The sequence below is a fragment of the Pseudonocardia sp. GCM10023141 genome, from assembly GCF_042653605.1.
The window spans coordinates 126618-151575 of record NZ_JBHSIR010000065.1 but is presented as its reverse complement, the minus strand read 5'-3'; the positions used below and the strand labels follow the sequence as shown (position 1 = coordinate 151575).

At 71.2% G+C, this 24958-nt stretch carries 23 protein-coding genes and 3 pseudogenes; 9 read left to right on the top strand and 17 right to left on the bottom strand.

The window, feature by feature from the left end:
• Positions 1 to 5: 5 nt before the first annotated feature.
• Both ACFPFQ_RS37245 and ACFPFQ_RS37240 read right to left on the bottom strand, forming a co-directional pair.
• On the bottom strand, positions 6 to 278 hold the full coding sequence (locus ACFPFQ_RS37245) for a hypothetical protein (RefSeq protein WP_379627514.1): 273 nt from the start codon (positions 276 to 278) through the stop codon (positions 6 to 8).
• A 9-nt stretch (positions 279 to 287) separates the two neighbouring features.
• Positions 288 to 1040 (bottom strand): SDR family NAD(P)-dependent oxidoreductase, encoded by a 753-nt coding sequence (locus ACFPFQ_RS37240; RefSeq protein ID WP_379627512.1) that lies wholly within the window; start codon positions 1038 to 1040, stop codon positions 288 to 290.
• Between the two features lie 202 nt (positions 1041 to 1242).
• Between ACFPFQ_RS37240 and ACFPFQ_RS37235 the strand changes: the two genes are divergently transcribed.
• A complete protein-coding gene (locus tag ACFPFQ_RS37235) occupies positions 1243 to 2436 on the top strand; it encodes a TetR/AcrR family transcriptional regulator (RefSeq protein ID WP_379627510.1) in 1194 nt (397 codons plus the stop codon).
• A gap of 603 nt (positions 2437 to 3039) precedes the next feature.
• On the opposite strand, the gene ACFPFQ_RS37230 is transcribed toward ACFPFQ_RS37235, so the two are convergent.
• The 8 genes and pseudogenes from ACFPFQ_RS37230 to ACFPFQ_RS37195 all read right to left on the bottom strand — a co-directional run bounded on the left by ACFPFQ_RS37230 (position 3040) and on the right by ACFPFQ_RS37195 (position 8430).
• Positions 3040 to 3486 carry an oligopeptide/dipeptide ABC transporter ATP-binding protein gene (locus ACFPFQ_RS37230; RefSeq protein ID WP_379627508.1) on the bottom strand — a complete coding sequence of 149 codons (447 nt, stop codon included), beginning with the start codon at positions 3484 to 3486 and terminating at the stop codon, positions 3040 to 3042.
• Positions 3487 to 3583: 97 nt separating this feature from the next.
• Positions 3584 to 4003 (bottom strand): annotated as a pseudogene (locus ACFPFQ_RS37225) (ATP-binding cassette domain-containing protein); the annotation flags it as partial.
• Complete coding sequence (locus ACFPFQ_RS37220; protein WP_379627506.1) at positions 4003 to 5022, bottom strand: ABC transporter ATP-binding protein; 1020 nt, start codon at positions 5020 to 5022, stop codon at positions 4003 to 4005. The pseudogene ACFPFQ_RS37225 and the gene ACFPFQ_RS37220, both read right to left, overlap by 1 nt.
• Positions 5019 to 5351, bottom strand: coding sequence for an ABC transporter permease (locus ACFPFQ_RS37215; RefSeq protein WP_379627504.1), 333 nt, complete (start codon positions 5349 to 5351; stop codon positions 5019 to 5021). The genes ACFPFQ_RS37220 and ACFPFQ_RS37215 overlap by 4 nt, the downstream gene beginning before the upstream one ends.
• Entirely contained in the window at positions 5249 to 5914 is a 666-nt protein-coding gene (locus tag ACFPFQ_RS37210) for an ABC transporter permease (protein WP_379627502.1), read from the bottom strand. Before ACFPFQ_RS37210 ends, ACFPFQ_RS37215 begins: the two co-directional genes overlap by 103 nt.
• An 86-nt stretch (positions 5915 to 6000) precedes the next feature.
• Complete coding sequence (locus tag ACFPFQ_RS37205; RefSeq protein WP_379627500.1) at positions 6001 to 6945, bottom strand: ABC transporter permease; 945 nt, start codon at positions 6943 to 6945, stop codon at positions 6001 to 6003.
• Positions 6945 to 7691: a GntR family transcriptional regulator gene (locus ACFPFQ_RS37200; protein WP_379627498.1), complete on the bottom strand. Its 747-nt coding sequence runs from the start codon at positions 7689 to 7691 to the stop codon at positions 6945 to 6947. The genes ACFPFQ_RS37205 and ACFPFQ_RS37200 overlap by 1 nt, the downstream gene beginning before the upstream one ends.
• A gap of 505 nt (positions 7692 to 8196) precedes the next feature.
• Positions 8197 to 8430 (bottom strand): hypothetical protein, encoded by a 234-nt coding sequence (locus ACFPFQ_RS37195; protein WP_379627496.1) that lies wholly within the window; start codon positions 8428 to 8430, stop codon positions 8197 to 8199.
• Between ACFPFQ_RS37195 and ACFPFQ_RS37190 the strand changes: the two genes are divergently transcribed.
• The gene (locus ACFPFQ_RS37190; protein ID WP_379627494.1) at positions 8396 to 8998 is read left to right on the top strand and encodes an FAD-dependent oxidoreductase; all 603 of its coding nucleotides are present in this window, start codon (positions 8396 to 8398) and stop codon (positions 8996 to 8998) included. The two genes, ACFPFQ_RS37195 and ACFPFQ_RS37190, sit on opposite strands and share 35 nt — an antisense overlap.
• On the opposite strand, the gene ACFPFQ_RS37185 is transcribed toward ACFPFQ_RS37190, so the two are convergent.
• Positions 8901 to 9779 (bottom strand): class I SAM-dependent methyltransferase, encoded by an 879-nt coding sequence (locus ACFPFQ_RS37185; protein ID WP_379627492.1) that lies wholly within the window; start codon positions 9777 to 9779, stop codon positions 8901 to 8903. The two genes, ACFPFQ_RS37190 and ACFPFQ_RS37185, sit on opposite strands and share 98 nt — an antisense overlap.
• 365 nt (positions 9780 to 10144) lie before the next feature.
• Here ACFPFQ_RS37185 and ACFPFQ_RS37180 point away from each other — a divergent pair, with 365 nt between their 5' ends.
• Positions 10145 to 10549 carry a hypothetical protein gene (locus tag ACFPFQ_RS37180; RefSeq protein WP_379627491.1) on the top strand — a complete coding sequence of 135 codons (405 nt, stop codon included), beginning with the start codon at positions 10145 to 10147 and terminating at the stop codon, positions 10547 to 10549.
• Here ACFPFQ_RS37180 and ACFPFQ_RS37175 read toward each other — a convergent pair.
• Positions 10525 to 10713, bottom strand: coding sequence for a DNA/RNA non-specific endonuclease (locus ACFPFQ_RS37175; RefSeq protein WP_379627536.1), 189 nt, complete (start codon positions 10711 to 10713; stop codon positions 10525 to 10527). The two genes, ACFPFQ_RS37180 and ACFPFQ_RS37175, sit on opposite strands and share 25 nt — an antisense overlap.
• Positions 10714 to 11170: 457 nt before the next feature.
• Between ACFPFQ_RS37175 and ACFPFQ_RS37170 the strand changes: the two genes are divergently transcribed.
• Positions 11171 to 12421, top strand: coding sequence for a hypothetical protein (locus ACFPFQ_RS37170; protein WP_379627489.1), 1251 nt, complete (start codon positions 11171 to 11173; stop codon positions 12419 to 12421).
• Positions 12422 to 12716: 295 nt separating this feature from the next.
• Here ACFPFQ_RS37170 and ACFPFQ_RS37165 read toward each other — a convergent pair whose 3' ends face one another.
• Entirely contained in the window at positions 12717 to 13403 is a 687-nt protein-coding gene (locus ACFPFQ_RS37165) for a helix-turn-helix domain-containing protein (RefSeq protein ID WP_379627487.1), read from the bottom strand.
• A gap of 139 nt (positions 13404 to 13542) precedes the next feature.
• On the opposite strand from ACFPFQ_RS37165, the gene ACFPFQ_RS37160 reads away from it, so the two are divergent.
• From ACFPFQ_RS37160 to atzF, 5 genes are read left to right on the top strand one after another with little or no spacing between them, the layout of a single operon-like run.
• Complete coding sequence (locus tag ACFPFQ_RS37160) at positions 13543 to 15033, top strand: amino acid permease (RefSeq protein ID WP_379627485.1); 1491 nt, start codon at positions 13543 to 13545, stop codon at positions 15031 to 15033.
• Positions 15030 to 15818 (top strand): urea amidolyase associated protein UAAP1, encoded by a 789-nt coding sequence (locus ACFPFQ_RS37155; RefSeq protein ID WP_379627483.1) that lies wholly within the window; start codon positions 15030 to 15032, stop codon positions 15816 to 15818. The genes ACFPFQ_RS37160 and ACFPFQ_RS37155 overlap by 4 nt, the downstream gene beginning before the upstream one ends.
• Positions 15815 to 16420, top strand: coding sequence for an urea amidolyase associated protein UAAP2 (locus tag ACFPFQ_RS37150; protein WP_379627481.1), 606 nt, complete (start codon positions 15815 to 15817; stop codon positions 16418 to 16420). Before ACFPFQ_RS37155 ends, ACFPFQ_RS37150 begins: the two co-directional genes overlap by 4 nt.
• Positions 16417 to 19947, top strand: coding sequence for an urea carboxylase (gene uca / locus ACFPFQ_RS37145; RefSeq protein WP_379627479.1), 3531 nt, complete (start codon positions 16417 to 16419; stop codon positions 19945 to 19947). Before ACFPFQ_RS37150 ends, uca begins: the two co-directional genes overlap by 4 nt.
• Before the next feature lie 41 nt (positions 19948 to 19988).
• Positions 19989 to 21737 (top strand): allophanate hydrolase, encoded by a 1749-nt coding sequence (gene atzF / locus ACFPFQ_RS37140; protein WP_379627477.1) that lies wholly within the window; start codon positions 19989 to 19991, stop codon positions 21735 to 21737.
• A gap of 19 nt (positions 21738 to 21756) precedes the next feature.
• Here the strand turns inward: atzF and ACFPFQ_RS37135 are convergent.
• The 4 genes and pseudogenes from ACFPFQ_RS37135 to ACFPFQ_RS37120 all read right to left on the bottom strand — a co-directional run.
• Positions 21757 to 21986 (bottom strand): annotated as a pseudogene (locus tag ACFPFQ_RS37135) (methylmalonate-semialdehyde dehydrogenase (CoA acylating)); the annotation flags it as partial.
• A gap of 1 nt (position 21987) precedes the next feature.
• A pseudogene (locus tag ACFPFQ_RS37130) lies at positions 21988 to 22787 on the bottom strand (transposase family protein); the annotation flags it as partial.
• A 69-nt stretch (positions 22788 to 22856) separates the two neighbouring features.
• Positions 22857 to 23951 (bottom strand): enolase C-terminal domain-like protein, encoded by a 1095-nt coding sequence (locus ACFPFQ_RS37125; protein WP_379627475.1) that lies wholly within the window; start codon positions 23949 to 23951, stop codon positions 22857 to 22859.
• Complete coding sequence (locus tag ACFPFQ_RS37120; RefSeq protein ID WP_379627474.1) at positions 23948 to 24871, bottom strand: ketopantoate reductase family protein; 924 nt, start codon at positions 24869 to 24871, stop codon at positions 23948 to 23950. Before ACFPFQ_RS37120 ends, ACFPFQ_RS37125 begins: the two co-directional genes overlap by 4 nt.
• Positions 24872 to 24958: the final 87 nt, after the last annotated feature.

Genomic DNA, 24958 nt, shown 5'->3' with positions numbered 1-24958 from the left:
GCTCCTCACCCGATGTCCAGACCGGTCGACGTCAGCGCGATCGGCCCCAGCAGCCCCCACGGCTCCCGGCTCACCGACCGCAGGCTGGGCTGGTGTTTGACCACCACGAACCAGCCGCCCTCCGACAGCACCGGGTAGCGGCGGAAGTCCGCCGCCGTCGATCCCGGGAAGTCACTCGCGAGCGCAACGCCGAGCTCGGTCAGCTCGGCGTCCGTGACCTCCTCTCGAACCACTGACAGCCCCTCCGGGACCTGTCCGTCCTGCGATGTGGTGCTCATGTCGCTCCTTCAGGCGCTCGTCATGCCGCCGTTGACGTCGACGACCGCCCCGTTGATGTAGGAGGCGGCAGGCGAGGCGAGGAACGCGGCCACGGCCGCGATCTCCTCGGGTCTCGCGAAGCGCCCCATCGGGAAGTCCTGCTCTGCGTAGCCGCGGCCCGCGATCATGTCCGTGTCCACCGGTCCCGGGGCCACGCCGTTCGCCCGCACACCGTGCTCGGTCTCCGTGCGGGACAACCACTTCACCAGCGCGTGCACGGCACCCTTGCTGGCCACGTACTGCGGGCCCGACGCGACGCCGCCGACCCGCCCGGCAAGGGATCCCATGCTCACCACGGCACCGCGCGAGCGCCGCAGGGAGGGCAGTGCGGCACGCACTGCCCAGAGCGTGCCCTTCACGTTCACGCCCAGTACCCGGTCCATCTCCGCGTCGTCCATCTCCTCGATCGGGATGGGGGCGCCGTACACCCCGGCCGAGGTGACGAGGACGTCGATCACCGACAGCGTGCGGAACGCCTCCTCGGTCGCAGTCCGGTCGGTGACGTCCAGGACCTCGCCGCGCGCCTTGCCACCCGCCGCGAGGACCGCGGCGACCGTCCCCTCCGGCGACTCGATGTCGTACGCGGCGACCTCGGCGCCCGCAGCGGCGAGGGCCAAGCAGACGGCGGCGCCGATCCCTCGAGCGGCGCCGGTGACAACGGCGTACCTGCCCGCCAGGAGATCGGGATGGAGTGCGGCGGAGAGCGCCGCGTCTTCGAGCATGCTCGTTCCTCACGTCGATGAAAGGAAGGGTGAGGCTACCAACTGACCGGCCTCTGGTCCATGTAAACCTCCATATATCTAGTTCTACCTGCTCTTTCTTCGGCTACCAGTTGTTCGTTTTGATCGTCCTCATCTTGCTCGAGGAGGTCACCTCATGGAGCGTTGGTACCCTGGAGGACCTGACGGCGGGGGTGGGTGGGCGATGACAGGTACGCGGGAACGGCTGCTCGCGGCGGCGGCAGCCGAGTTCGCCACGCGGGGCTACAACGCGACGGCGGTGCAGGACGTCGCCGACGCCGTGGGCATCCAGAAGTCGAGCGTGTACAAGCACTTCCGGTCCAAGGAGGATCTCCTCCTCGGCTGCCTCGCCCGCGGACACGAACTGCGCGAGGAGGTCCTCGACCGCGTCGCCGCCCTCGACCTGGCGCCCATCGACACGCTGCGCGAGTACCTGCGCAGCTACCTGGTCACGATGCTGAGCAACCGGGACCTCTCGGCGGTGTTCGCGCGTGAGTGGGTCCATCTGGCAGAGGCGCGCCGCGCCGCCGACCTGGAGCAAAGACGCAGGCGCAGGCACGTGCCCACCGAACTGGTCCGGGCCGCGGCGGCCGAGGACGTGGACGCGACGCTCGTGGCGACCTACCTGCGGGGAGCGGTGCATTCCGCGCTGGACTGGTACCGGGAGGACGGGCCGGACCCGCTCGACGCCGTCGCGAAGGCCATGGCCGACCTCGGTTGCGTGCTGGTCGTCGGCGCTTCGCCGCAGTCCGCGCGTGCCGATGCCCCGGATCCCGGGACGAGGCGGGCGATCGGGGCACGCGCGCCACGGTCCCGCCGGGACGCCATCGACGACGCCGCGTTGCGGATCGTGCGCGCCAAGGGCTTCGCCGCCACGACTGTCCAGGACGTCGCCGCCGAGGCCGGGGTCCTCAAGGGCAGCATCTACCACTACGTGGAATCGAAGGACGAGCTGCTGATGCGGATCTTCGAGGCCGCCCACCTGGAACTGACCACGATCGTCGGGACCGTCGCGCAGCTCGACGCGACCCCCGCGGATCAGCTGTGCGAGCTCGTCCGGCTCCAGGTCGGCTGGTTCCTGGAGAGCCTCGACCAGTCCGTCGTCCTCTTCCGGGAGTGGCCCTTCCTCGCCGGCGAGCACCGCAAGCTTGTCGCGGGCCGCCGCAAGGGCCTCGAACGCTTCGCCGGCCGGTTGTTCGAGCAGGCCCGCAGCACGGACGAGATCCCCCCGGGCGCGGGGACCGGCATCACCGTGCGCTTCGCGCTCGGCGCCGCCAACGCGGTGTCGGACTGGTACCGCCCCGCCGGCCACTGGGACCCGGCACGGGTCGCGGTGGGATACGCCGAGCTGACCCGGGGTCTGCTCCACCACACGTGAGGAGCTGGGAGCCCAACAGCATCGGTTCCACCCGAAGAGCGATCAACTCTGGCGGTGAGTGATCGGCTCAGCGACTACACGCGCGCAGCGACTCATGGCTGCGCAGCCCCGACCCGGACTTCGGCAAGGAGCTGGCCGGCCGCGGGCTGATCGGCCTCACCTTGCCGGCCCCGTACGGCCGCGGGCTAAGGGCAAAGCCGTTCAGTCAGGTCGAGGGCTGCACTGTCAAGATCGCTTCTATCTCGATGGTGATCTTCGCGGGGCGGCCGGGTCCGCGTAGGTGGCCCTTGGCTGTGCTCGCGACGTACTTGGAGATGGCGCGTTTGACCACGCGGGGGTTGGTACGGACCCGACGGGCGGGTAGCAGCGCGTCGAGGACGTGCTGGCCGATGGTTCCGATCAGGTCAATGACGGTGTCGGCGATGATCCCGGTCGCGGCGACGAGCTGGTCGCGCGCGGCGTGCAGGGCGATGGGCAGTGGACACGGCAGGTTCCTCTCGGGGGCGAGGTCGTGCAGGCAGGGTCGATCGGACGGCGGTCCGGTGCGGACCGTCGACAGCGGCGCGGTGTGGTCAGGTCGGGCGGCGCGAACCCGACCCGGGATCAGCCCGACCCGGTGGCGGCCGGCTCGCGCGCACGGGCTCCCACGTGGACACAGGCGGCGCTGTGCCCCGCGGAGACCTCGACCAGTGGCGGCCAATCGGTTGCGCAGATCGGCTCCGCCACCGGGCAACGGGTGCGGAAGCCGCAACCCGACGGCGGGTTCGCCGGGCTGGGGAGATCACCGGAGAGCACGATGCGCTCGCGCCCCTGGCCGGGCGTCGCCGAGAGCAGCGCAGTCGTGTACGGATGCTGCGGTGCGGCCCAGAGCTGCCGCGCCGGGCCGAGCTCGACGACCCGACCCAGGTACATCACAGCCACCCGGTCGGAGATGTGCTCGACCACGGCCAGGTCGTGGGAGATGAACAGGAAGGCGACGCCGGTGTCGCGTTGGAGTTCCGCGAGCAGGTTGAGCACCTGGGCCTGCACGCTCTTGTCCAAGGCGGACACCGCTTCGTCGCACACCACGAGGTCGGGCGACGTGGCGAGCGCGCGCGATCGCCACCCGCTGCAGCTGACCGCCGGACAGCTCGTGGGGGAAGCGCTGGGCCTGCGCCGCGGTGAGCCCGACCCGCTCCAGCAGCTCCAGCACCCGCGGCCGGCGGGCCGCCCGGTCCATCCCGTGCGCCCGCAGGTTGAACTCGATCGAGGACCGCACCGTCAGGCGCGGGTTGAGTGAGGTCTGCGGGTTCTGCGGGACCACCTGCAGGCGGGCCCGCAGCGCATGCAGGTCGCGGCGGCCCAGACCGGCCAGCGGACGGCCGTCGAAGGTGACCGTTCCGCTGTCCGGGGCGAGCAGCCCGAGCAGCATCTTCCCGGTGGTGGACTTGCCGCAGCCCGACTCGCCCACCACCCCGAGTGTCTCCCCGCGGTGCACGCTCAGCGACACGTCCGAGACGGCCCGCACGCCGTTGCCGAAGGTCTTGGTCAGGCCCACCGCCTCCAGCAGGGGCGCCTCCGCTCCCATCACGCCACCGCCTGCCGCGACCCGGCCGGGTTGGCCACGGGGCAGGCGGCCGACCGGTCGGGGCCGGCCGCGAGCAACGGCGGGTCCTCGTCGTGGCAGCTCGCTCGGGCCCGGGGGCAGCGCGGTGCGAACGCGCACCCGGCCGGGAACGCGCCGACCGCAGGCGGTGCACCGACGATCGAGCGCAGCCTGCCGCGCTCGATGCCGGGCGTCGGCAGCGACTCCAGCAGCCCGGCGGTGTAGGGGTGTCGCGGTGCCGCCAGCACCTGCGCGGCCGGGCCCTCCTCCACCAGCCGGCCCGCGTACATGACGCCGATCCGGCCACCGAAGTCCCCGGCCACTCCCACATCGTGGGTGACCATCAGCACCGCGGTGCCCAGCCGCTGCTGCAGCTCGCCGATCAGCTCCAGGATCTGCGCCTGAACGGTGACGTCGAGCGCCGTGGTCGGTTCGTCGGCGATGAGGACCTGCGGGTCGCAGCTCACCGCGATGGCGATCACGGCGCGTTGGCGCATCCCGCCGGAGAGCTCGTGCGGGTAGCTGTCGGCCACGCGCTTCGGATCCGGGATGCCGACCATCGCGAGGAGTTCCTCGGCGCGGCGCCGCCCGGCCCGACGGGTCCGCTCGATGCCGTGCACCGCGAGCACCTCGGTCAGCTGCGAGCCGATGCGCCGCAGCGGGTCGAGCGCGCCGGTCGGGTCCTGCGGGACCAGCGCGATCTGACCGCCCCGCACGCTCTGCAGTTGCGATTCGGTCAGTCCGAGCATCTCCGCGCCGTTCATCCGGACGCTGCCGGCCAGCTCGGCCGCAGAACCGTAGAGCTGCATGATCGACCGTGCGGTGACCGACTTCCCGCTGCCACTCTCCCCCAGCAGCATCAGCGTCTCGCCGCGCTGCAACGTGAAGGAGACGCCGCGTACCACGGCGGTGCGCCGGTTGCGGGAGACGAACGTGGTGGTCAGGTCGGTGACCTCGAGCGGGGCGACCTCGAGCGGGGCGACGGTGCCGGTGGCCGTCATGCCCTGGCCTCCCCGCGCACGTCGAGCAGGTCGCGCAGGCCGTCACCCAGCACGTTGAACGCCACCGAGGCGACGAGGATCGCCAGCGCGGGGATCGCCGCCAGGAACGGCGCGGTGTAGATGTACTGCGTGTGGTCGCTGACCATCAGACCCCATTCCGCGGTAGGGGGCGACACCCCGAGGCCGAGGAAGCTCAGTCCCGCCGCGTAGACGATCGACAGGCCGATCAGAGCAGTGCAGTAGACGACGACGGGCGGGGCGACGTTGGGCAGCACCTGGCGCGCGGCGATGGCGAACCGGGTGGCGCCGCTGGCTCGCGCAGCCTCCATGTAGTCGAGATCGACGATCCTGCGGGTCTCGGTCTCGGCCACCCGCGCGACCGGCGCACCAGGATGACGGCCAGCGCGATGATCGAGTTCGAGATGCCGGAGCCGAGCGCGGCGGCGATCGCGATGGCCAGCAGCACGGCGGGGAAGGCGTAGAAGACGTCCAGCGTGCGCATGATCAGCCGGTGGCCCCAGGCGCCGGACAGCCCGGCGGTGACGCCGAGCCCGGTGCCGACGACGGCCGCGAACAGCACCGGGACCAGCCCGGCGAGCAGCGAGAGTCGGGTACCGACGACGAGCCGGGCGAGCACGTCGCGACCCTGGCCGTCGGTGCCGAGCAGGTGCCCGGCCGAGCCAGATGGCAGCAACCGGTGCGCGACGTCACCGGCATTCGGGTCACCGACCAGCAACGGGCCGACCATGGCCACGGCCGCGATCAGCACGACGACGCCGGAGGCGATACGGGCGCTCGTGGTCATCCGGCGGTGCCGCTCGGGGCCGTGCTCCGGTGCGACGGCGGCCCCAGCGGTACGGGTGTCGGGTGGTGCTTCGGTCAGTGCGGTCATCACAGATCTCCTGGAGCGCGTTCGGGATACGGGGGTTCGGCGACGCTGCCAGTGGCGAACGGACGGACGGGGCAGGTGGGAGCGGCTCAGGTGCGGATGCGCGGGTCGACGAGCCCGTGCATGGCGTCGACGACGAGGTTGATCAGCACGAACGCGAGCGCGGACACGAGCACTCCGGCCTGGATGACCGGCAGGTCACGCTGGCTGATCGACTGGTAGACCAGCAACCCGATCCCGGGCCACGCGAAGACCGCCTCGACGAACACGACGCCGCCGAGCAGGTAACCGATCTGCAGGCCTGCCACGGTGAGCAGGGAGGGAACGGTGTTGTGGAACGCGTGCATCATCACCCGGCGCCGCGACAGCCCGCGGGCAGTCAGTGCCTCGACGAAGTCCATGCTCATCACGTCGAGCACCGACGAGCGGAACATCCGGGCGATGATCCCCGCCGGCACGAGTGCCGCGGTGACCGCCGGCAGGACGAGATGGTTGAACAGGTCGACGAACCCGCCGCCACCTCGCGCGCTGTACATCCCGCTCACCGGGAACAGACCCGCCCCCGCGGCCAGGTAGATGATCAGCAGCAGCCCGACGGAGTACTGCGGGACCGAGATCGAGAATAGGGCGAACATGTTGCCCAGCCGCGCGAGCGGACCGGTCCTGCGCAGCGCCGTGAGTGCTCCGACCACCACCCCGACCACGACGGCCACCAGCGCGGCGGCCGCGGTGAGGATTAGGGTGTTGGCCAGAGCGTCGAACACCATCGGCGTGACGTTGCTGCGCCGCGCGATGCTGGTACCGAAGTCGCCGACGACAGTGTGTCCGAGCCACGCGAGGTACTGCACCGGGAGCGGCTGGTCCAGGCCGAGCCGCGCGGTGAGCACGGCGCGGGCCTCCGGGGTGCCCGTCGGCCCGAGCAGTGACGCGATCGGGTCACCTGGAATGATCTTGATCGTGATGAAGATGACGAGCGAGACCCCGAGCAGGATCGGGATCGCGAACAGCAGCCTGCGACCGATGTAGCCGAGCATCAGCCCTCCTGACCGGTGGGACGGGGACGGCGCAGCTGGGTGATCAGGGCCAACCGATCGCCGCGCACACGAGCGAAGGCGTACTCGAGCGGGCGGCCGGTGCGATCCCGGACCAGGCGCTCGAACAGCATCAGGGGCGACCCGGGAGCGACACAGAGCAAAGCGGCTACCTGCTCGTCGGCAACGATCGCCTCGACGGCCTGGTCCGTGACGCCCAGTTCGAAGCCCGCCGACTCGTAGATCGTGTACCACTCCGTCACCGACGTCCCGCGCTCCGCCACGAACAGGAGCTGCGGAGGCAGGTAGGCGGTGCAGACGTAGTACGGCTCCTCACCGAGGACCGTCAGATACTCGATCACGCCGCACCCCGAGCCCGCCGGGATCCCCAACCGTTCCGCGACGCGCGGTGCGGCCACCTCCCTGCTGACGCTCAGGACGCGGTGCGACACCACTTCGCGCGCCGGCTCCGGGCCGTGCAGGTGGCTGAAGCTGTGCCGCACCTTCGACGCCACCGAGAACGTCCCGGTGCCCTGCACCCTTTTGACCAGGCCTTCGTCGCGCAGCAACGTCAGCGCGTCCCTGATCACCTGGCGGCTCGCGGAGAACAACAGCATCAGCTCGAGCTCGCCCGGTAGCGCACCAGCGGGGAACTCCTCGTGCACGACCGCGGATCGAAGCAGATCGCGGACCCGCCGGGCCGCACTCGATCGGCGCTGCGTGCGCGGGTCGATCCTCGGCTGCGTCATGGCCAACACTGTGCGTAACCCCCGTATCCCCTGACAGGGTGTACGGGTAACGCTGCAGTTAAGCCGGAACCAGCCATGACCGTCGCTCACTGACCTGCAGGAAAGGGGCCGTCGAGCGGCAAAACGCGGATTTCGGCAACGATCCGCCGGAAGACCTGGGCGCCGGCGCCAGCCCGAGCCCGTCGGCCGGACACATCCGATCGATGAACGGGTGATCGTCGTCGGCCGACATCCTGGCGAACAACGGCCACTCATGGCAGGTGTGCGATGCGCCTCCGGATTCGAGAGGGACCTCGATGTCGTGGCCGTCGGGCGCGATTGCACGGCCGACGGGTCAGCGGCGTACGGCGAGCAGCGTGTGCCCGGCTCGACCTCCCCGCCGGCGGCCTTCTCTCTCGTCGCGCGCGAACCCTCCGGTGTTCTAGAGCACGGCGTCCACCGATCCGCGGAGCCCGTGATGGAGCGCCCGCCTCCGCACGCCCGCGTGGGTCCGGCTATGACGCATTCAAACCTGCCCCCAAGAATCCAGAGTCGTGTCGGAGATGTGCACGAGCGCAATGGATTCGTGGTTCGAGAGCAGAACCGCCACCGGATCCTCCCTGATGTAGGCGGCGTTGGCGACGCTGCGCAAAGGCGAGACATACATCGACCTCGCCACCGGCTCCTCGGGAACGAAGTGCCCGACACCGGGCAGCACGAGACCGGTGACGTCGGTAGCGGCGCGCATCGTCTCCTGCACGCTCGCCATCGGAGGCGAGCTCACCCCCGATGGCGAGCACGGGCAGGGCCAGTGCGGCCTTGTGCTTGCAGGCACCGATCTGCTGGGCGCTGCTGCCGAGATGCACCCGATGGCCGAGGCGGCCGCCCGGTTCCTGCCCCGGCTGCACCCCGATCCCGTGCGGATGGACGCGTTCACCGACCTCTACGCCGACGACGGAGTGCCGCTGCTCGGACGCGTGCCCGGCGCCGAGCGGCTGATCACCGCCACCGCCTTCTCCGGCCGCGGCTTCAAGCTCGCACCGACGATCAGGGGCGAGGTCGCCAACATCGTGCGCGGCCGACCACACCCCCGACCTGGCGTTCTGCTCGCCGTGATCGCGGCACACTCCGGCGACGAGGTGCGCCGCCGGCGGGCCCACCGGGCGATCACCGACCACGCAGATGCTCTGCCCCAGTGGCTCGCCGACCGACCTGCACTGCACCGCCGCCCTACAGCACGCGGGTCGACACCTCGACGATCGCGTCCTGTGTCGTTCCGACGATGCACCTCGCCACGCCCGGAACCCGGACCTTGCCGTCCTTCTTGAACGCACCCACCTTCGCTATGGCGTCCGCCCGGATCCGCTCCCGCGCCGGTTCGTCTACCCGCTGCAGTGCCGCAACCGCCAGCGAGACATGCTCGCTGATCATGTCCCAGTACTGTTCGGGCGATTCCGTCACGAGCTCAACATGGACGTCCCACTCGGCGATGTCGCGCAGCCCTGCGCCCCGGTACAGGGCGCTGACACATCCCGGGGCAGCGCACCGGAACATGTTTGGTCCGTCATTGTCCGGTGGCGCTATCACCGCTTCAGTCGCAATCGCCTGCATGGCGATCGCCGTCCACGGGTTCTCTTCGGGCTTGACCCATACCGAGGAACAGAGGCGCCCACCCGGCTTGAGCACGCGCACGAACTCCGCCGTCGCTCCGGCCATGTCAGGGAAGAACATGTACCCGAAACGCACCGAGACGCTGTCGAATGTGGCGTCGTCGAACGGCAGATCATCGGCGCTGCACACCGTCGTCTCGATAGTGGCGATCCCTTGCGCGCTGGCTCGTCGCGCCGCTATGTCCAGCATCTCCGCAACGAGGTCAGTCAGCACGACGCGTCCCGTCGGCAACAGCCTCGCGATACTCAGGCCCGGCTCACCCGTACCCGAGGCGATGTCGAGATGCTGCTGCTCTTCATTGAGGTCGAGACACTCGATCAATGCCGCGCCGACCGGCCCCAGCTGGTCCATGATGACCTGATCCCACTTCTCCCAGCCCGCAGAGAGCCCAGCCCAAGTCGCCCGCTGAGCGTCTCGGATCTCATCAGGGTTCGGCATCGGCGCTCCCCTATCGACGCATCCGCCAGGCACGAAGGTGCTGCGGGCGGAGCACATAATGCCCGTTCTGGAGCGATGTTGCAGGTCGGTTGACGCAACGCATCCCCTCGCGGTCAGTGCATCAGAGGCAGGCGGTCGGGGCCGTGACGTCATTGGGGCTCGCTCCACGCAGCACGTGCTCCGGAGTCGCCGACCCGGTCGACCTGCACTGCCGAGTCGACCGCCAGCACGATCGTCACCGCGGCGATCAGCCCGACCGAGATCCGTGACGGCGTCCTGGCCAGGCAGGTGGCAGCCCGGCTCGTCGCCGAGGACGGTCGCGTCGTGGTGAGGGCAGGCTGGCCGGCGACGATCGGCGAGCGCTGATGGGACAGGCGCACTGGTACCTCAGCCGGGGCACCGGGCTGGTGTCACTGCTGCTGCTGACGTCCACCGTCGTGCTCGGGGCGCTGCACTCCGGGCGAGCGAGCACCGGCGCGTGGCCCCGGTTCGCGCTGCACGCCGTGCACCGCAACCTGGCGCTGCTCACGGTGGCATTCCTCGGGGTGCACCTCAGCACGGCGATCATCGACCCCTACGCCGGAATCACCCGGCTCGACACCGTGCTGCCGTTCGGCGCCTCCTACCACCCGTTCTGGCTCGGCCTCGGCGCCACCGCCTTGGACCTGCTGATCGCCGGTGTATTCGAAAATCCGATCAGCGGCTGTCGGTGGCAGGAGCGCAGTAGGACCCCGTCCATCCCCCGCTACTCACTGAGGTTGGTGTCGTAGGTGTCGGCGTAGGTCAGGATGTAGTCCTCGAGACCGAGCCAGAGCTGTTTGGACTGGTTGAACTCCGCCGCCTGCGGTGCGGCGTTGGGGTAGACGAACGTGTCGATATTGGCCTGGGCGGCGACCGCGGGCTCACCCCATACCGGGTCGTTGCGGCGTACCAGATGCCCGCGGTCGAGATCGTTGCCGCATACATCTCAGCCCCAGCCTGCTCCGTCGCGCGCGCTCGCGGGTCCAGGCGCCAGTCATCCGTGCGCGCCAGATCCCGCAGCTGGGCACCGGCGATGTTGACCGGTCGCGGCCGCCAGGCGCCGGGCCGGGTCGAGCAACACCGTGAAATGCGTATACGCAAACTCCTTCACCAGGTGACCGGATGGCGGCGCGGGAAGCGGTACGGGGACACCGAGGAAGTCGGGGTCATATCCCAGCGCAGGTACGGGTGCGGTCATGCAGAAAACCCAACCATCCCAGCCGCCATGACCTCCGCCACCGTGCTGCTGTGTCTGCTGATCGACTCGACGTCATCGCGGTAGGACCGCGCACCTACGGCACTGTGTCGACTGCTCACTCCGTCATGCCGGTATCGCGCGCCACGGTGGGGTGTCCTTATACATTCTGGTGTTGACTTCCGAGGTGGTAAGTCCCGAGCAGGAGCACATCCGCAGGCTGATCGATGGCCTTCGCCGCGATCGCCGCACCCACCCCCAGCACGGACGCCGCGAATACTCCCAACGCGCCCGCGCGGTCGCCGCCGCCTGCAACGCGCTGATCGCCACCGAACCCGCCGCCGTACCCGCACTCACCCGGCGAGCAGTCGACCGGATCACCACCGCCTTGGGCCATCTCGATGACTCCAACGGCAGCATCGGTGCCGACCTACACGCAATGATGGCCGTACACGCCCGAGCCTGCACAGCCGCGCCACCCGATCCCACCCGGCTCGCCCGCTGGCTGGCCGATCTACGCCTCGACGGCCCAGGCTGGCCTGACTTCTACCTGCGCGACTTCGCATCCGCGCTCGGCGCGGCCGGACGAGCCGAGCTCACCCGCATCATCGACACCCGTGCCCGCGACGCCGACCCAGATTCCTTCACGGCGCTGTTCGGCATCCGCATCCTGCGTGAACAACTCGCCGAACTGACCGGCGACGTCGACCACTACGTCTCCGTCCTGGCCGAAGATCTCGGCAGCACCGCCCAATACCGCACCATCGTCGACACCCTCCGCAACGCCGGCCGAACCACCGACGCCGAAACCTGGGCCCGCCGAGGACTCGACAGCCGCGGAACGCCGACCGATGTCAGCTCCCTGCGCGACACCTACGAAGACCTCCTCCTCACGCGAGGCGCTATCGACGACGCCCTCGCCTTCCGGCACAACGACTTCCAAGCCCACCCTACGCACGCCCGCTACCGCGCCCTGCGTACGACCGCGACCCGGAACGGGACATGGACCCAGCTACGCCCCAACGCGATCAGCCACCTGCACACCAGCGCAACAGCCACGCGGCACTTCGTCGACCAACTGATCGCCGTGCTCCTCGACGAGGATGAACCAGACCGCGCATGGCAGGTCGCGCTCGACCACGCCGACACACTCGCCCCATCTCGCTGGCAGGAACTGATCCAGCTACGCCAACACACCCATCCAGCCGACGTCATCGAGCCCTGGCACCAGCGCATAGAGCAACAACTCGCCGCCAACACCGACAGGTACCGCTACCGCAAAGCCGCGACCATGATCACCGGCCTCCGCGACGCCTACCAAGCCTGCGACGAACAGGCCGGCTACCAGCACTACATCACCGACCTCCGCCACCGCCACCGCCACAAGACCGCGTTCCTCACCACCCTCGACCGCGCCGACCTCTGACCTTTGCCGCTCGACGCCTGCATAGCAGTCAGGATGTGCCGACGACCTTGACATCGCGACGTGTGCTCGACCGCTGACCTGCGGCGATGCCACGTGTGGTCGCGATGTGGTCGCACCCAGCGCACGTCGCCCAATTTCTCGCAGGCTGGCTCGAGATCAAACAACGATCACTCGAGCTGACCACCATGGCCCGCTACCTCGACTACGTCCACAAGGACCCTCTCCCCCGCCCTCGGCGCGATCCGTCTCGAGGGGCTCATCCACCATCACGTCACGGCCTTCGTGAACTCCCAGCTCAGCCGTCCGCCGCGGCACCCTCGCCCACGAGCTTGGGCAACTCGTCCGACAACCGAGCAGCGGCCTGTTCGACGGGAGCCATCGCCGCGGTCCACCCCGCGATCCGGACGCAGCCCGCGGCCACCTCCCGCGGCGCCTGCGGGCCGGCCAGGCCGTCGGCGCGCAGGTTGACGATCGACTCGACGAGCCGGAAGGCCAGGTCGCCCGCGGACGAGGGCCCGCCGGTCAGGGCGTCGGCCGCGGTGACGTAGCAGCAGCGCAATCGCTCCCGGGCGGCCAGGAACGGCAGGAACCGGGGGCGTCGCAGCTCCGGTGCGAGGTAGAGCACGCCGAGGTTCCACGGCGCCGCGGCCAGCTGTCCACCGTCGTGCAGCGCCAGCGCGTAGAGCCGCGCCGCCGCCTCGACAGGGGTGGCCACGTCGTGGCGCAGGAGCGCCTCGGCAACCGGGAGTACCGGGATGACCGTGCTCGACAGCAGCGCGTCGAGGATGTCGTCCTTCGTGGCGAAGTGGTGATACAGCGACGCCTGCCGGATGCCCACCGCGTCGGCGATGGCACGCGTGGAGGTCGGGGCGAAGCCCTGGACCGTGAACAGCTCGGCCGCGGCGTCGAGGATCTGCTCGCGGCCGGTGCTCCCGGGGCGCAGCGGACCGGTGTGCCGGGGGCGGCCTGGTCCGGAGGTCACGCCCCGATCCTGCCACGCGTCATCTCCCTGTCATATGACAGGTATTCAGCAACCGCGACGTAACCCGCCGGTCATCGGGCGGAGCGCAAACGCCTCGAAAACTGTCGGCCAACAGGTATCCACCTCCGACTGGGGTCCGATGACAGCGACGCTCCCGCAGGCCACCCGTTCCGATGACGACGATCTCCACACGCTGGGCTACCAGCCGACGCTGCACCGCAAGCTGGGCAGGTACGCGTCGTTCGCGGCGGGCTTCTCCTTCGTCTCGATCCTCACAACGATCTTCCAGCTGTTCGCGTTCGGCTACTCCTTCGGCGGCCCGGCGTTCTTCTGGACGTGGCCGCTCGTGCTCGGCGGCCAGCTGCTCGTCGCGCTGGTCTTCGCCGAGCTCGCCGCGCGGATGCCGCTCTCCGGGGCGGTCTACCAGTGGTCGCGACGGGTCGGCGGCGAGACCGTCGGCTGGTTCGCCGGCTGGTACATGTCTCTCGCGCAGGTGGTCACGGCTGCAGCGGCGGCGATCGCGCTGCAGGTGGTGCTGCCCCAGCTGTGGAGCGGCTTCCAGGTGGTCGGCGGCGACCCCGCCCTGACGTCGGTCACCGGCGCCACCAACGCGGTGGTGCTCGGCGCGGTGTTGCTCGCGGCCACCACCGTGATCAACTCCGTCGGGGTCGGCATCATGGCGCGGATCAACTCGATCGGCGTGACCTGCGAGATCGTCGGCGTGATCGCGGTCGTGCTCGCACTGGCGACCGCGGCGCGCCGCGGACCCGGCGTCGTCACCGACACGTCCGTCCTCACGTCCTCCGACATCGGCGCCACCGGGGCGTTCCTGGTGTCCGCGCTCATGGCGGCCTACGTGATGGTCGGCTTCAACTCGGCCGGTGAGCTGTCGGAGGAGACCCGCGACCCGCGTCGCACCGCGCCGCGCACCATCCTGTCGGCGCTGCTCGTGTCCGGTATCGGCGGCGCGCTGATGCTGGTCACGGCGCTGATGGCGGCGCCGAGCCTCACCGACGGCAAGCTCGCCACCGACGGTCTGCCCTACGTGATGACGGCCGTGCTCGGCACGTTCTGGGGCAAGGTGCTGCTGGTCGACGTCGCGATCGCGATCGCCGTCTGCACGCTCGCCATCCAGACCGCAGGCTCCCGGCTGGTGTTCTCGATGGCCCGCGACGGCCAGCTCCCCGGGGCCCGGCACCTCGCCCACGTCGACGCGCGGCGCGGCACCCCGATCTGGCCGTCGATCGCGATCGGGCTGCTGGCCGTCGGGCTGCTCGCGGTCAACATCGGCAACGCCGCCCTGTTCACGACGCTGAGCAGCGTCTGCATCGTGATGATCTACCTGGCCTACCTGCTGGTGTCGGTGCCGACGCTGATCGCCCGCCTGCGCGGCCGGTTCCCCGCCACCGAGCCCGGGCTGTTCTCGCTGGGGCGCTGGGGGTTGCCGGTCAACATCGTGGCGGTGCTCTACGGAGCCGCGATGGTCGTCAACCTGTCGTGGCCGCGATCGGCGGTGTACGACCCGACCGGCGAGCATCCCTGGCTGATGTTCTCCGCGCCCGCCGTCGTCGTCGGCGTGCTGCAGCTGGGCCTGCTCGCCCGACGCTCGCGCCCGGCGGTGGCGGCATGACCAGCACCGCGACGACAGCGGGAGCGCGGTCGCACGCCCGCGCCCAGCAGGACCGGTCGGTGCCGACGATGCGGCACGTGCCCCCACCGGTCGGGTTGACCTGGTCGGAGACGGTCGCCTTCGGCCGGTACACCACGCTGGCGCTGGGCCGCGGCACCCGGCTGCGTCTCACCGACACCGACGGTGACGCGTGCGTGTCAATGCTCCTGCACCGCACGGGTGCGCTGCACGAGCGGCTCAACGTGGCCGACACGGTCAAGGTGCCGTGGCAGGCCTACCTCGGCACCGGGCACCCGCTGCTCAGCGACGCCGGCAGGCTGCTGGCCACGATCGTCGCCGACAGCTCCGGCCACCACGACGCCCTGACCGGGACCACGACGCTCGCCGGCAACACCGAACGCTACGGCGCCGGTGCGGCGCAGTCGGCGTCGCCAGCGGGTCGCGAGCTGCTGCTGCTGGGCGTGCTCAAACACGGCATGGGACCCCGCGACGTGCCGCCGTCGCTCTCCTTCTTCCAGGGCGTGCGGGTCGAGCCGGGCGGGGCGCTGACGTTCACCGGCAACGCCGGGCGAGGCACGGCCGTCGAGCTGCTGCTGCACATGGATCTGGTGGTGACGCTGGCCAACACCGCGCACCCGCTCGACCCGCGCGAGGCGTTCACCGGTACCGCCGTCGACGTCCACGCCTGGTACGCACCGGAGTTCGACGCGAGTGCCCTCGGGCCCGAGCACGGCCGGGCGCTGGAGAACACCGAACACGATCTGATGGCGAGGAACCCCCGATGACGCTCGTGCTGGACGAGACGGTGGCCGCTCGGGCGCCGTGGTCGGCCGTGGTGGCGGCCGGTGACGTGCTCACGATCATCGACCTGCACGGCAACCAGGCCGTCGACTGCGTGCTCTACGCGGCCGCCGACACGGCCGTGCGCTACAGCGCCGCCGAGACGATTCGCGCGCAACGCTCGATCGTGCTGACCACGGGATCGGTGCTGCGCGCCGACACCGGCGCGGCGCTGATGACGATCGTCGCCGACGAGGTGGGCGTGCACGACACCATCGGCGGCGCGTGCTCGCAGGAGTCCAACACGCTGCGCTACGGCCAGCACACCCGCGAGCAGCACGCCTGCGTCGAGAACTTCCTGCTGGAGGGGGCCCGCTGGGGACTGGGCAAGCGTGACCTCGTCAGCAACATCAACTGGTTCATGAACGTGCCGGTCGACCCGGACGGCGCACTCGGCATCGTCGACGGCCTGTCGGCGCCGGGCAAGCGCGTGTCGCTGCGAGCCGAGCGCGACACGCTCGTGCTGGTGTCGAACTGCCCGCAGGTTAACAACCCCTGCAACGGGTTCGACCCGACGCCGGTCCAGATGGTGGTCACCACCCCATGAAGGTCCTGGTCGCCAACCGCGGGGAGATCGCCTGCCGGATCCTGCGTTCCGCCCGCGAGCTGGGCATGGGCACGGTGGCGGTGTTCTCCGACGCCGACCGCGCCGCAGCGCACGTCCGGTTGGCCGACGCGGCCGTGCGGATCGGGCCGGCCGCTGCGCGCGAGTCGTACCTGCGTGTGGACGCGATCCTGGACGCGGCGGCCGCGACCGGTGCCACGGTGATCCATCCCGGTTACGGCTTCCTCGCCGAGGACGCCGCGTTCGCAGCGGCCGTCGAGGCCGCCGGGCTGGTGTTCGCGGGACCGACACCGGAGCAGCTGCGGGTGTTCGGCACCAAGCACACCGCCCGAGCAGCCGCTCGGGACGCCGGCGTGCCGATGCTCGCCGGATCGGAGCTGCTGCCCGACCTCGCGGCGGCCCGGTCGGCAGCGATCGACATCGGCTATCCCCTGATGCTCAAGGCGACCGGGGGCGGCGGCGGGATCGGGATGACGGTCTGTCGCACGCCCGCCGAGCTCGCGGCGGGCTACGAGCGGGTGGCGCGGCTGGCCGCGTCGAACTTCGCCGCCGACGGCGTGTTCGCCGAGCGGTACGTGGAGCGGGCGCGCCACGTCGAGGTGCAGGTGTTCGGCGACGGCACCGGCCGCGTCGTCAGCCTCGGCGACCGGGACTGCTCGCTGCAGCGCCGCCACCAGAAGGTCGTGGAGGAGGCGCCCGCTCCCGGCCTGTCCGATGTGGTGCGCGAGGAGCTGCACCGCAGCTCGCGGGCGCTGTGCGCCGCGGTCGGCTACCGCAGCGCAGGCACCGTGGAGTTCGTGTACGACGCTGCGCGGGGCGAGGCGTCGTTCCTCGAGGTCAACGCGCGGCTGCAGGTCGAGCACCCGGTGACCGAGACCGTCACCGGAATCGATCTCGTGGCCTGGATGTTGCGGCTGGCACGCGGCGAAGCAGGCGTGCTCGCCGGCGTCCCGGCCGGGGTCCCGGTGCGGGGTGCCGCCGTCGAGGCACGCGTCTACGCCGAGGACCCGGCGCGGGACTTCCAACCCAGCGCCGGCACGCTCACCCGCGTCGAGTACCCCTCGGGGGTGCGTGTCGACGCGTGGGCCGAGACCGGCAGCGAGGTGTCGACGGCCTACGACCCGTTGCTGGCCAAGGTGATCGCCGCAGGTGCCGACCGCGCCGAGGCGTTCGCCCGGCTCGGCGAGGCGCTGCGCGTGACCCGCGTCGACGGCATCGAGACCAACCTCGGCCTGCTGCGCGCGGTCACCGGCCTGCCCGCCGTGCTCGCGGCGGAGCACCACACCGCCACATTGGACGGTGTCGGCGACCCGGAGCCACGGATCACCGTGGAGCGACCCGGGATGCTCACGACCGTGCAGGACTGGCCCGGCCGGCTCGGGCTGTGGCAGGTCGGCGTGCCGCCGAGTGGCCCGATGGACGACCTGTCGTTCCGGCTCGGCAACGTCGCGCTCGGCAACCCGGAGGGAGCGGCCGGGCTGGAGGCGACGGTGACCGGGCCCGCGCTGCGGTTCACCGACGCGACCTGGGTGTGCGTGACGGGCGCCGAGGTCGCCGTCACGGTGGACGGGGAACCGGCGCCGTGCTGGGAGCCGGTGCGCGTGCCCGCAGGTGGGCTGCTCGACGTCGGCACCGCCGAAGCGGCGGGTCTGCGCAGCTACGTGCTGGTGGCGGGCGGGTTCGACGTCGCCCCGTACCTCGGCAGCGCGTCGACGTTCACGCTCGGGCGGTTCGGCGGCCATGCGGGGCGGGCGCTGCGCACCGGCGACGTGCTGCGGGTTGCGGGCACCGGGCGCGAGCCGGTGGGCCCGATCCCCCACCGGCCGGAGCTGGTGCATGCGTGGGAGCTGGCAGTCACCGAGGGCCCGCACGCCGCGCCCGAGTTCTTCACCCGCGCCGACATCGACGAGCTGTACGCCACGGCCTACCAGGTGCACTTCAACTCGGCACGGACCGGGGTCCGGCTCGTCGGTCCCCGGCCGCAGTGGGCGCGCCCCGACGGCGGCGAGGCCGGGCTGCACCCGTCCAACATCCACGACACGCCGTACTCGGTGGGCGCGCTCGACTTCACCGGCGACACCCCGATCCTGCTCGGCCCGGACGGGCCCAGCCTGGGCGGGTTCGTCTGTCCGGTGACGGTCGTGGCCGCGCAGCGCTGGAAGCTCGGGCAGCTGCGCCCGGGTGACACCGTGCGGTTCATCCCGGTCCGGGTGGCCGACGCGCCATCGCGGACCGGGCTCTCGGCCCGTCCGGTGCTGCGCGCCGGGGGCGACGGAGACGACGGCGTGATCGACCGCGGCGCCGGTGTCACCTACCGGCGCTCCGGCGACGACAACGTGCTGGTCGAGTACGGCGACATGGTGCTCGACCTGGGGTTGCGGGCCCGCGTCCACGCCCTGCACCAGCGGCTCGACGAGGTCGGTCTGCCCGGTGTCGTCGACCTGACCCCGGGCATCCGGTCCCTGCAGGTCCACGTCGACCCGGACGTGCTGCCGGTGGCCAAGCTCCTCGGTGCGCTGACCGAGCTCGAGGCCGACCTGCCGGCGACCTCGGAGCTGGTGGTGCCGAGCCGGTCGGTGCGGTTGCCGCTGTCGTGGGACGACCCGGCCACCCGGGAGGCGACGCAGCGCTACATCGCGGGCGTGCGCTCCGATGCGCCGTGGTGCCCGTGGAACATCGAGTTCATCCGCCGTGTCAACGGGCTGGCGAGCGTCGAGGACGTGCACCGCACCGTGTTCGACGCGTCCTACCTCGTGCTGGGGCTCGGCGACGTCTACCTCGGCGCGCCGGTGGCAACACCGCTGGACCCGCGGCACCGGCTGGTCACCACGAAGTACAACCCGGCCCGCACCTGGACCCCCGAGAACGCCGTCGGGATCGGTGGCGCCTACCTGTGCATCTACGGCATGGAGGGCCCCGGCGGCTACCAGTTCGTCGGCCGCACGACCCAGGTGTGGTCGCGGTTCCGCCCGTTCGAGGCGGGCTCGCCGTGGCTGTTGCGCTTCTTCGACCGCATCTCCTGGTACCCGGTCGGTGCCGAGGAGCTCCTCGACCTGCGCGCCGATGTGGCCGCGGGCCGGGGCGACATCGAGATCACCGACGGCGCGTTCTCCCTGGCCGAGCACGAGACGTTCCTGGCCGCGAACGCCGGGCCGATCGCGGCGTTCCGCGCCGGGCAGGCGACGGCCTTCGGGACCGAGCGGGCGGCGTGGGCGGCGGCCGGCGAGTTCGACCGCAACGACGAGCCGGTCATCGCCACTGCGACCGCCGAGATCACCGTGCCGCCCGGCGGCGCGCTGGTCGCGGCACCGTTCGTGGCCAACGTCTGGCGGATCGACGTGCGACCCGGTGAACGCGTGGAGGCCGGCCAGCCGCTGCTCGCGATGGAGGCCATGAAGATGGAGACTGCGGTACCGGCCCCCTGCGCCGGTGTGGTGGCCGAGGTGCTCGTGGCGCCCGGGGCGCAGGTGGATGCCGGGGAGGCGCTGGTGGTGCTGGGCCCAGCGTGAAACGCATCCACCGCACCGCCCACCGCCGACCGGAAGGCAGCATGACCACCACACCCTCCACGACCGCAGCAGACCGGGTCCGCGCGGCCTACCGGGTCATCGAGCAGGCGGACCGGCCCGAGGTCTGGATCACCCTGCGCGCCGAGCCGGACGTGCTGGCCGACGCCGCGGACGTCGACGACCGCGTGGCCGCCGGTGCCGTGCTACCGCTCGCCGGAACCGTGTTCGCGGTCAAGGACAACATCGACGTCGCCGGGCTGCCCACCACCGCGGCCTGCCCCTCCTACGCCTACACACCCGCCCGCGATGCCACGGCCGTCGCCCGCCTGCTCGACGCCGGTGCCCTCTGTCTGGGCAAGACCAACCTTGACCAGTTCGCCACCGGGCTCGTCGGCACCCGCAGCCCCTACGGCGCCGTCCGCCACGCCCACCAAGCGGAACGGATCTCCGGCGGGTCCAGCTCCGGCTCCGCGGTGGCGGTCGCGCTCGGCATCACCGACTTCACGCTCGGCACCGACACCGCAGGCTCCGGCCGTGTCCCCGCCGCACTGCACGGCATCATCGGCCTCAAGCCGACGCTGGGCCTCGTGCCGACCACCGGCGTGGTGCCCGCGGCCCGCTCCTACGACTGCGTCACCGTCTTCGCCGCCACCCTCCCCACCGCGCAGTTGGCACTGAGCCTCATGACCGGGCCCGATCCCGCCGACCCGCGCAGCCGGTGTTGGCCCAGCACCACCCGGTTCGCCGCGGCGAACCCCGCCCGGATCGCGGTCCCCGACGCCGCCGGGCTCGCCCCGCTCAGCGTGGACGCCCGCCGGGCCTTCGCCGCCGCGGCCGAACGGTTCCGCGCCGCCGGCGCCGTGATCACCACCATCGACATCAGCCCGCTGCTCGACGCCGCGACCCTGCTCTACAACGGGGCACTCGTCGCCGAGCGCTACGCCGCCGTCGGAGCCTTCCTCGACACCCTCCCGGACGCAGTCGCCTCCGCCGACACCGACCCGATCGTCGCGGGCATCATCCGCGCCGCCCGGCAGATCCCGGCGCACCAGCTCGTCGCCGACCACGCCCGCCTCGACGGCTACCGGGCCACGGCACGCGCGCTGCTGGAGCGCCACGACGCGTTCCTACTGCCCACGACCGTCGGTCACCCGACCCTCGCCGAGGTCGCAGCCGATCCCGTCGGCGTCAACTCCCGCCTCGGGACCTACACCAACTTCGTCAACCTGCTCGATCTCGCGGCCGTCGCCGTCCCGGCCGGCACCGCGGACGGGAGCCCGTTCGGCGTCACCATCATCACCGGGGCGTTCGACGACCAGATCGGCATCGACCTCGCCGCCCACCTCACCGGGGACCACCCGCCTGCCACGTACGCGACGGGCGGGGTCGACCTCGTCGTCTTCGGGGCCCACCTGCGCGGGCAGCCCCTCAACCACCAGCTCACCGAGCTCGGCGCCCGCTACGGCGGCACCGTCCACACCGCACCCGAGTACCGCATGATCGCGCTGCCGACCCTCCCCGCCAAGCCCGGCATCGTCCGCGACACCCGTCGCGGCGCGGTCCTCACCGGTGAGCGCTGGACGCTGTCCACCGCGGCGCTGGGCACGTTCCTCGCCGCCCTCCCCGCCCCGATGGCGCTGGGCCCCGTGCGTCTCGATTCCGGGGAGGAGGTCATCGGGTTCCACTGCGACCCCGCGACCGCTGCCACCGGTACCGACATCACCCACCACCGGCACTGGCCGAGCTATCTCGCCGACCAACACGATCGGAGAGCGGCGATCTCGCCATGACGAAGCCGCGACATCTGGGTCAGGTTGCCGTAGGAAAGTTGTCGCCGGCGCCACTCGATCCGCTCGGCTGCGGCCAACGGGCCGTGACTACCTCGGCGCGGGTGTAGAAGGCGATGCCTCCTGGCCCGTGGATGTGCGACTGCCCGAACAGCGAGTCCTTCCAGCCGCCGAAAGAGTAGTAAGCCATCGGCACGGGAATGGGACAGTGACCCCGATCATGCCGACGGTCACGCCGCGTTGGAACCGTCGGGGTGAGGACGAACGCGGCTTTGGCGTAGTCACCGATTCTGCTGGGGCTGGCGGTGATGCGGCGCAGCGCTCGCCACCTGCCGGCGAGGAGGGCGAAGCCGCGTTCCCCGAGACAGCGGACCGACCGCAGCAGGGTGTTGTAGGCCTGGTTGTCCGGCGCGAGGGTCTGACCGTTGCCGGGCTGCTTGATCGGCGTGTGGATGCCCTGAGCAGCGCCGTCGTAGCCGGAATCGGCGAGGGTGTGCAGGTCGAACTGCGATGCTGCCCAGTACAGAGCGCCGAGCGCGCCGGCAGTGCGGGCGCAGGTCAGGTCGTGGAGATGGCCGGGTCGGACGTCGGATACCCAGATCGGAAGTCCGTCGGGACGCATGACGGCTTGGACATTCCCGCCGGGGGCTCGGTGTTTCCCGGAGTACCACGAGTTGATCGTGTCGCCTTTCGTCGACAGGGGTTGTCTCGGCGCAGCGATCGGTGCGAACCACCTTGCCGTCGAGCACGACGTGTGACCCACCCTTGGGCGGCGACCCCGGCGAGTGCCTCGTGCAGGTCCGGGGCCTGTGCGGCGAGCACCGTGACGACCTCGTCGCGGTAGCGGTAGGCCGTGGCTCGCGAGACGTCGAACCCGGCACCGATCAGGGCGATATCGCCCTGGTTGCGGAACCACGCCAGCACCAGCAGTCCTTGATTCCAGCAGGTCAACGCCCTGGATCCGGTCCGGGTACCGCGGGCCCGACGCTCGGCTCGCAACACCTTCGCCACCTCCCCCACAAGCTCACGGGGGTCGGAGGGCAGGTCCTCGATGGTGCGGGTCATCGCGGCGCTGCCTGTCGGAGTGCTGTCGTGGTCACGCGGACGCTCCTCACGGGTAGGTCACCCCACTCGGTAGTGGGCCACTGCCTCCTCGTCCCACCGCAGACCGCTGCCGGCCTCCTCGGGGACGCGGACCGCACCGTCGACGACAGGGGGCGGCTCGGCCAGGACCGGGGTGGCCCAGTCGACGTACTCGAGCCAGTGGGCGGTGGGAGTGGCGGCGAGCAGGTGCGCCGACACCTCCGGGTAGAGGTGGCTCGACATCGGGACGCCGGCGGCGTCGGCGATCGCGGCGGCCGCGAGCCAGCCGGTGACGCCGCCGATGCGGTCGAGGTCGGGCATGACAAGGTCGGCCGCGCGGGCCGCCGTCGCCGCGGCCAGCGAGCGCGGCCCGGCGAAGTTCTCCCCGATCTGCACCGGGGTGCGCAGGGCGGCGGCAAGCTCGGCCGTGCCGGTGTAGTCGTCGTGCCGGATCGGCTCCTCGATCCAGGCGAGGCCCTCGTCGTCGAGCAGGTGGCAGCGCGACCGGGCCTCCGTAAGGGACAGCGCCTGGTTGAAGTCCGCCATGACAGCGATCTCCGGACCCACCGCGCCGCGGACCGCGCGGACCGCGGCGAGATCGTCCGCGGCCCGTGTCCGGCCGAGGCGCACCTTGACCGCTGTGAAGCCCTCCTCCACCAGCTCGACGGCCTGCGTCGCCACCGCGGCGGGGGCGAGCAGCCCGAGACCGTTGCTGTTGTAGGCCGGGACCGGTCGCGGCGCGGCGCCGAGCAGGCGCACCAGCGGCAGCCCGGCCGCTACAGCCAGCGCGTCCCAGGCAGCGACGTCGAGCCCCGCGAGCACGCTCGCGATCGGACCGGTCGCCCCCACCAGCCGGGTGTGCGCTGCGAGGGCGCGGCGCAGGGCGGCCGGATCGGCGGCGGTCCCGGCGAGCAGATCGTTCATCCCGTCGGCCAGTACGACGACCGCGTGGCCGACGGCGTCGAGGTAGCAGAACAGGTAGCTGCGCCCTGTGACTCCCTCCGCGGTGTGGAGGTCGATCAGCACGATCGGGGCCTCGGTCACGCGGGCCGCGCTGGTGCCGAGCGGACGCTGCATCGGCACCCGGACCAGCCTGGCCTCCAGCGACCGGACCGTCAGCCCTCCCCCGCTCACCGCGATGCGCCGTCGGCATGGACCGCCAGCAGGTCGGCGACCGCCCGGTTGGCCGGGGTCGCGACGCCCACTGCTGTCCCGCGCTCGACAACGTCACCGCTGAGCCACTGCACCTCGAGCCGGCTGCCGCGCTCGAGGTCGTGGTGCATGGACGAGGTCATCGTCTCCGGCACACCGTCGACGAACGCGAGCCGGTCGTCGGCGTATTCCTTGGGCAGGTCCACGCCTTGTGCTCGTGCGACGGCGACGACTTCGTCCATGAGGTCGTGCAGGAACGCGCGGCTTCGGGGGTGCTCACGGATCGGGCCGATCGGGGTCCGGGTCATGCTCGTCGTGCCGGACAGACCGACGAGGAAGACGAACTTCTCCCAGATCGCCTGTTCGATCCGGTGGCTGATCTCGACGTCGATCCCGCTCTCGCGGCAGGCGTCCCGGAACGCGGTGACGCGCGCGGACGGTGTGCCGTCGTACTCGCCGAACACCAGCTTCTGCAACGAGCCGGAGTGCCGGATCAGGCCGGGCTCCGCGATCGTCGCGGCGATGTAGCAGATGCCCCCGACCACGTGCTCCGGCCCGAGCACCCGGCCCAGGACCTCGTCGCTCGCCACCCCGTTCTGGAAGGAGACGACGGCCGTCCCCTCCCGCAACAGCGGGCGCAGCTGCTCCGCGGCGGTCTCGGTGTCCCAGAGCTTGACCCCGAACAGGACCAGGTCGACCGGCTCGAGTTCCGCCGGGTCGTCGGTGACGGTCACCTGAGGCAGGTGCAGATCGCCCAGGGGGCTCTCGATCCGCAGGCCGCCGGCCCGCAGCGCCTGCAGTTGCGCACCGCGCGCGACGAACGCCACGTCGTGTCCGCCGGCCGCGAGCCTGCCACCGAAGTAGCCGCCCACTCCGCCAGCGCCCATCACGGCGATCCGCATCTGCCCTCCAGGTTGATGAACGGTCGTCCAAGTACTCCTCGTCGATATCAACACGTCCGAACGTCGTTGTCGAGTGCACGTCCTACA

Excerpts from the sequence above, each read along its gene's own strand:
- ACFPFQ_RS37245 (WP_379627514.1), bottom strand. The coding sequence starts at position 278 with ATGAGCACCACATCGCAGGACGGACAGGTCCCGGAGGGGCTGTCAGTG.
- ACFPFQ_RS37240 (WP_379627512.1), bottom strand. The coding sequence starts at position 1,040 with ATGCTCGAAGACGCGGCGCTCTCCGCCGCACTCCATCCCGATCTCCTG.
- ACFPFQ_RS37235 (WP_379627510.1), top strand. The coding sequence starts at position 1,243 with ATGACAGGTACGCGGGAACGGCTGCTCGCGGCGGCGGCAGCCGAGTTC.
- ACFPFQ_RS37220 (WP_379627506.1), bottom strand. The coding sequence starts at position 5,022 with ATGACGGCCACCGGCACCGTCGCCCCGCTCGAGGTCGCCCCGCTCGAG.
- ACFPFQ_RS37215 (WP_379627504.1), bottom strand. The coding sequence starts at position 5,351 with ATGGAGGCTGCGCGAGCCAGCGGCGCCACCCGGTTCGCCATCGCCGCG.
- ACFPFQ_RS37210 (WP_379627502.1), bottom strand. The coding sequence starts at position 5,914 with ATGACCGCACTGACCGAAGCACCACCCGACACCCGTACCGCTGGGGCC.
- ACFPFQ_RS37205 (WP_379627500.1), bottom strand. The coding sequence starts at position 6,945 with ATGCTCGGCTACATCGGTCGCAGGCTGCTGTTCGCGATCCCGATCCTG.
- ACFPFQ_RS37200 (WP_379627498.1), bottom strand. The coding sequence starts at position 7,691 with ATGACGCAGCCGAGGATCGACCCGCGCACGCAGCGCCGATCGAGTGCG.
- ACFPFQ_RS37185 (WP_379627492.1), bottom strand. The coding sequence starts at position 9,779 with ATGCCGAACCCTGATGAGATCCGAGACGCTCAGCGGGCGACTTGGGCT.
- ACFPFQ_RS37180 (WP_379627491.1), top strand. The coding sequence starts at position 10,145 with ATGGGACAGGCGCACTGGTACCTCAGCCGGGGCACCGGGCTGGTGTCA.
- ACFPFQ_RS37160 (WP_379627485.1), top strand. The coding sequence starts at position 13,543 with ATGACAGCGACGCTCCCGCAGGCCACCCGTTCCGATGACGACGATCTC.
- ACFPFQ_RS37155 (WP_379627483.1), top strand. The coding sequence starts at position 15,030 with ATGACCAGCACCGCGACGACAGCGGGAGCGCGGTCGCACGCCCGCGCC.
- ACFPFQ_RS37150 (WP_379627481.1), top strand. The coding sequence starts at position 15,815 with ATGACGCTCGTGCTGGACGAGACGGTGGCCGCTCGGGCGCCGTGGTCG.
- uca (WP_379627479.1), top strand. The coding sequence starts at position 16,417 with ATGAAGGTCCTGGTCGCCAACCGCGGGGAGATCGCCTGCCGGATCCTG.
- atzF (WP_379627477.1), top strand. The coding sequence starts at position 19,989 with ATGACCACCACACCCTCCACGACCGCAGCAGACCGGGTCCGCGCGGCC.
- ACFPFQ_RS37120 (WP_379627474.1), bottom strand. The coding sequence starts at position 24,871 with ATGCGGATCGCCGTGATGGGCGCTGGCGGAGTGGGCGGCTACTTCGGT.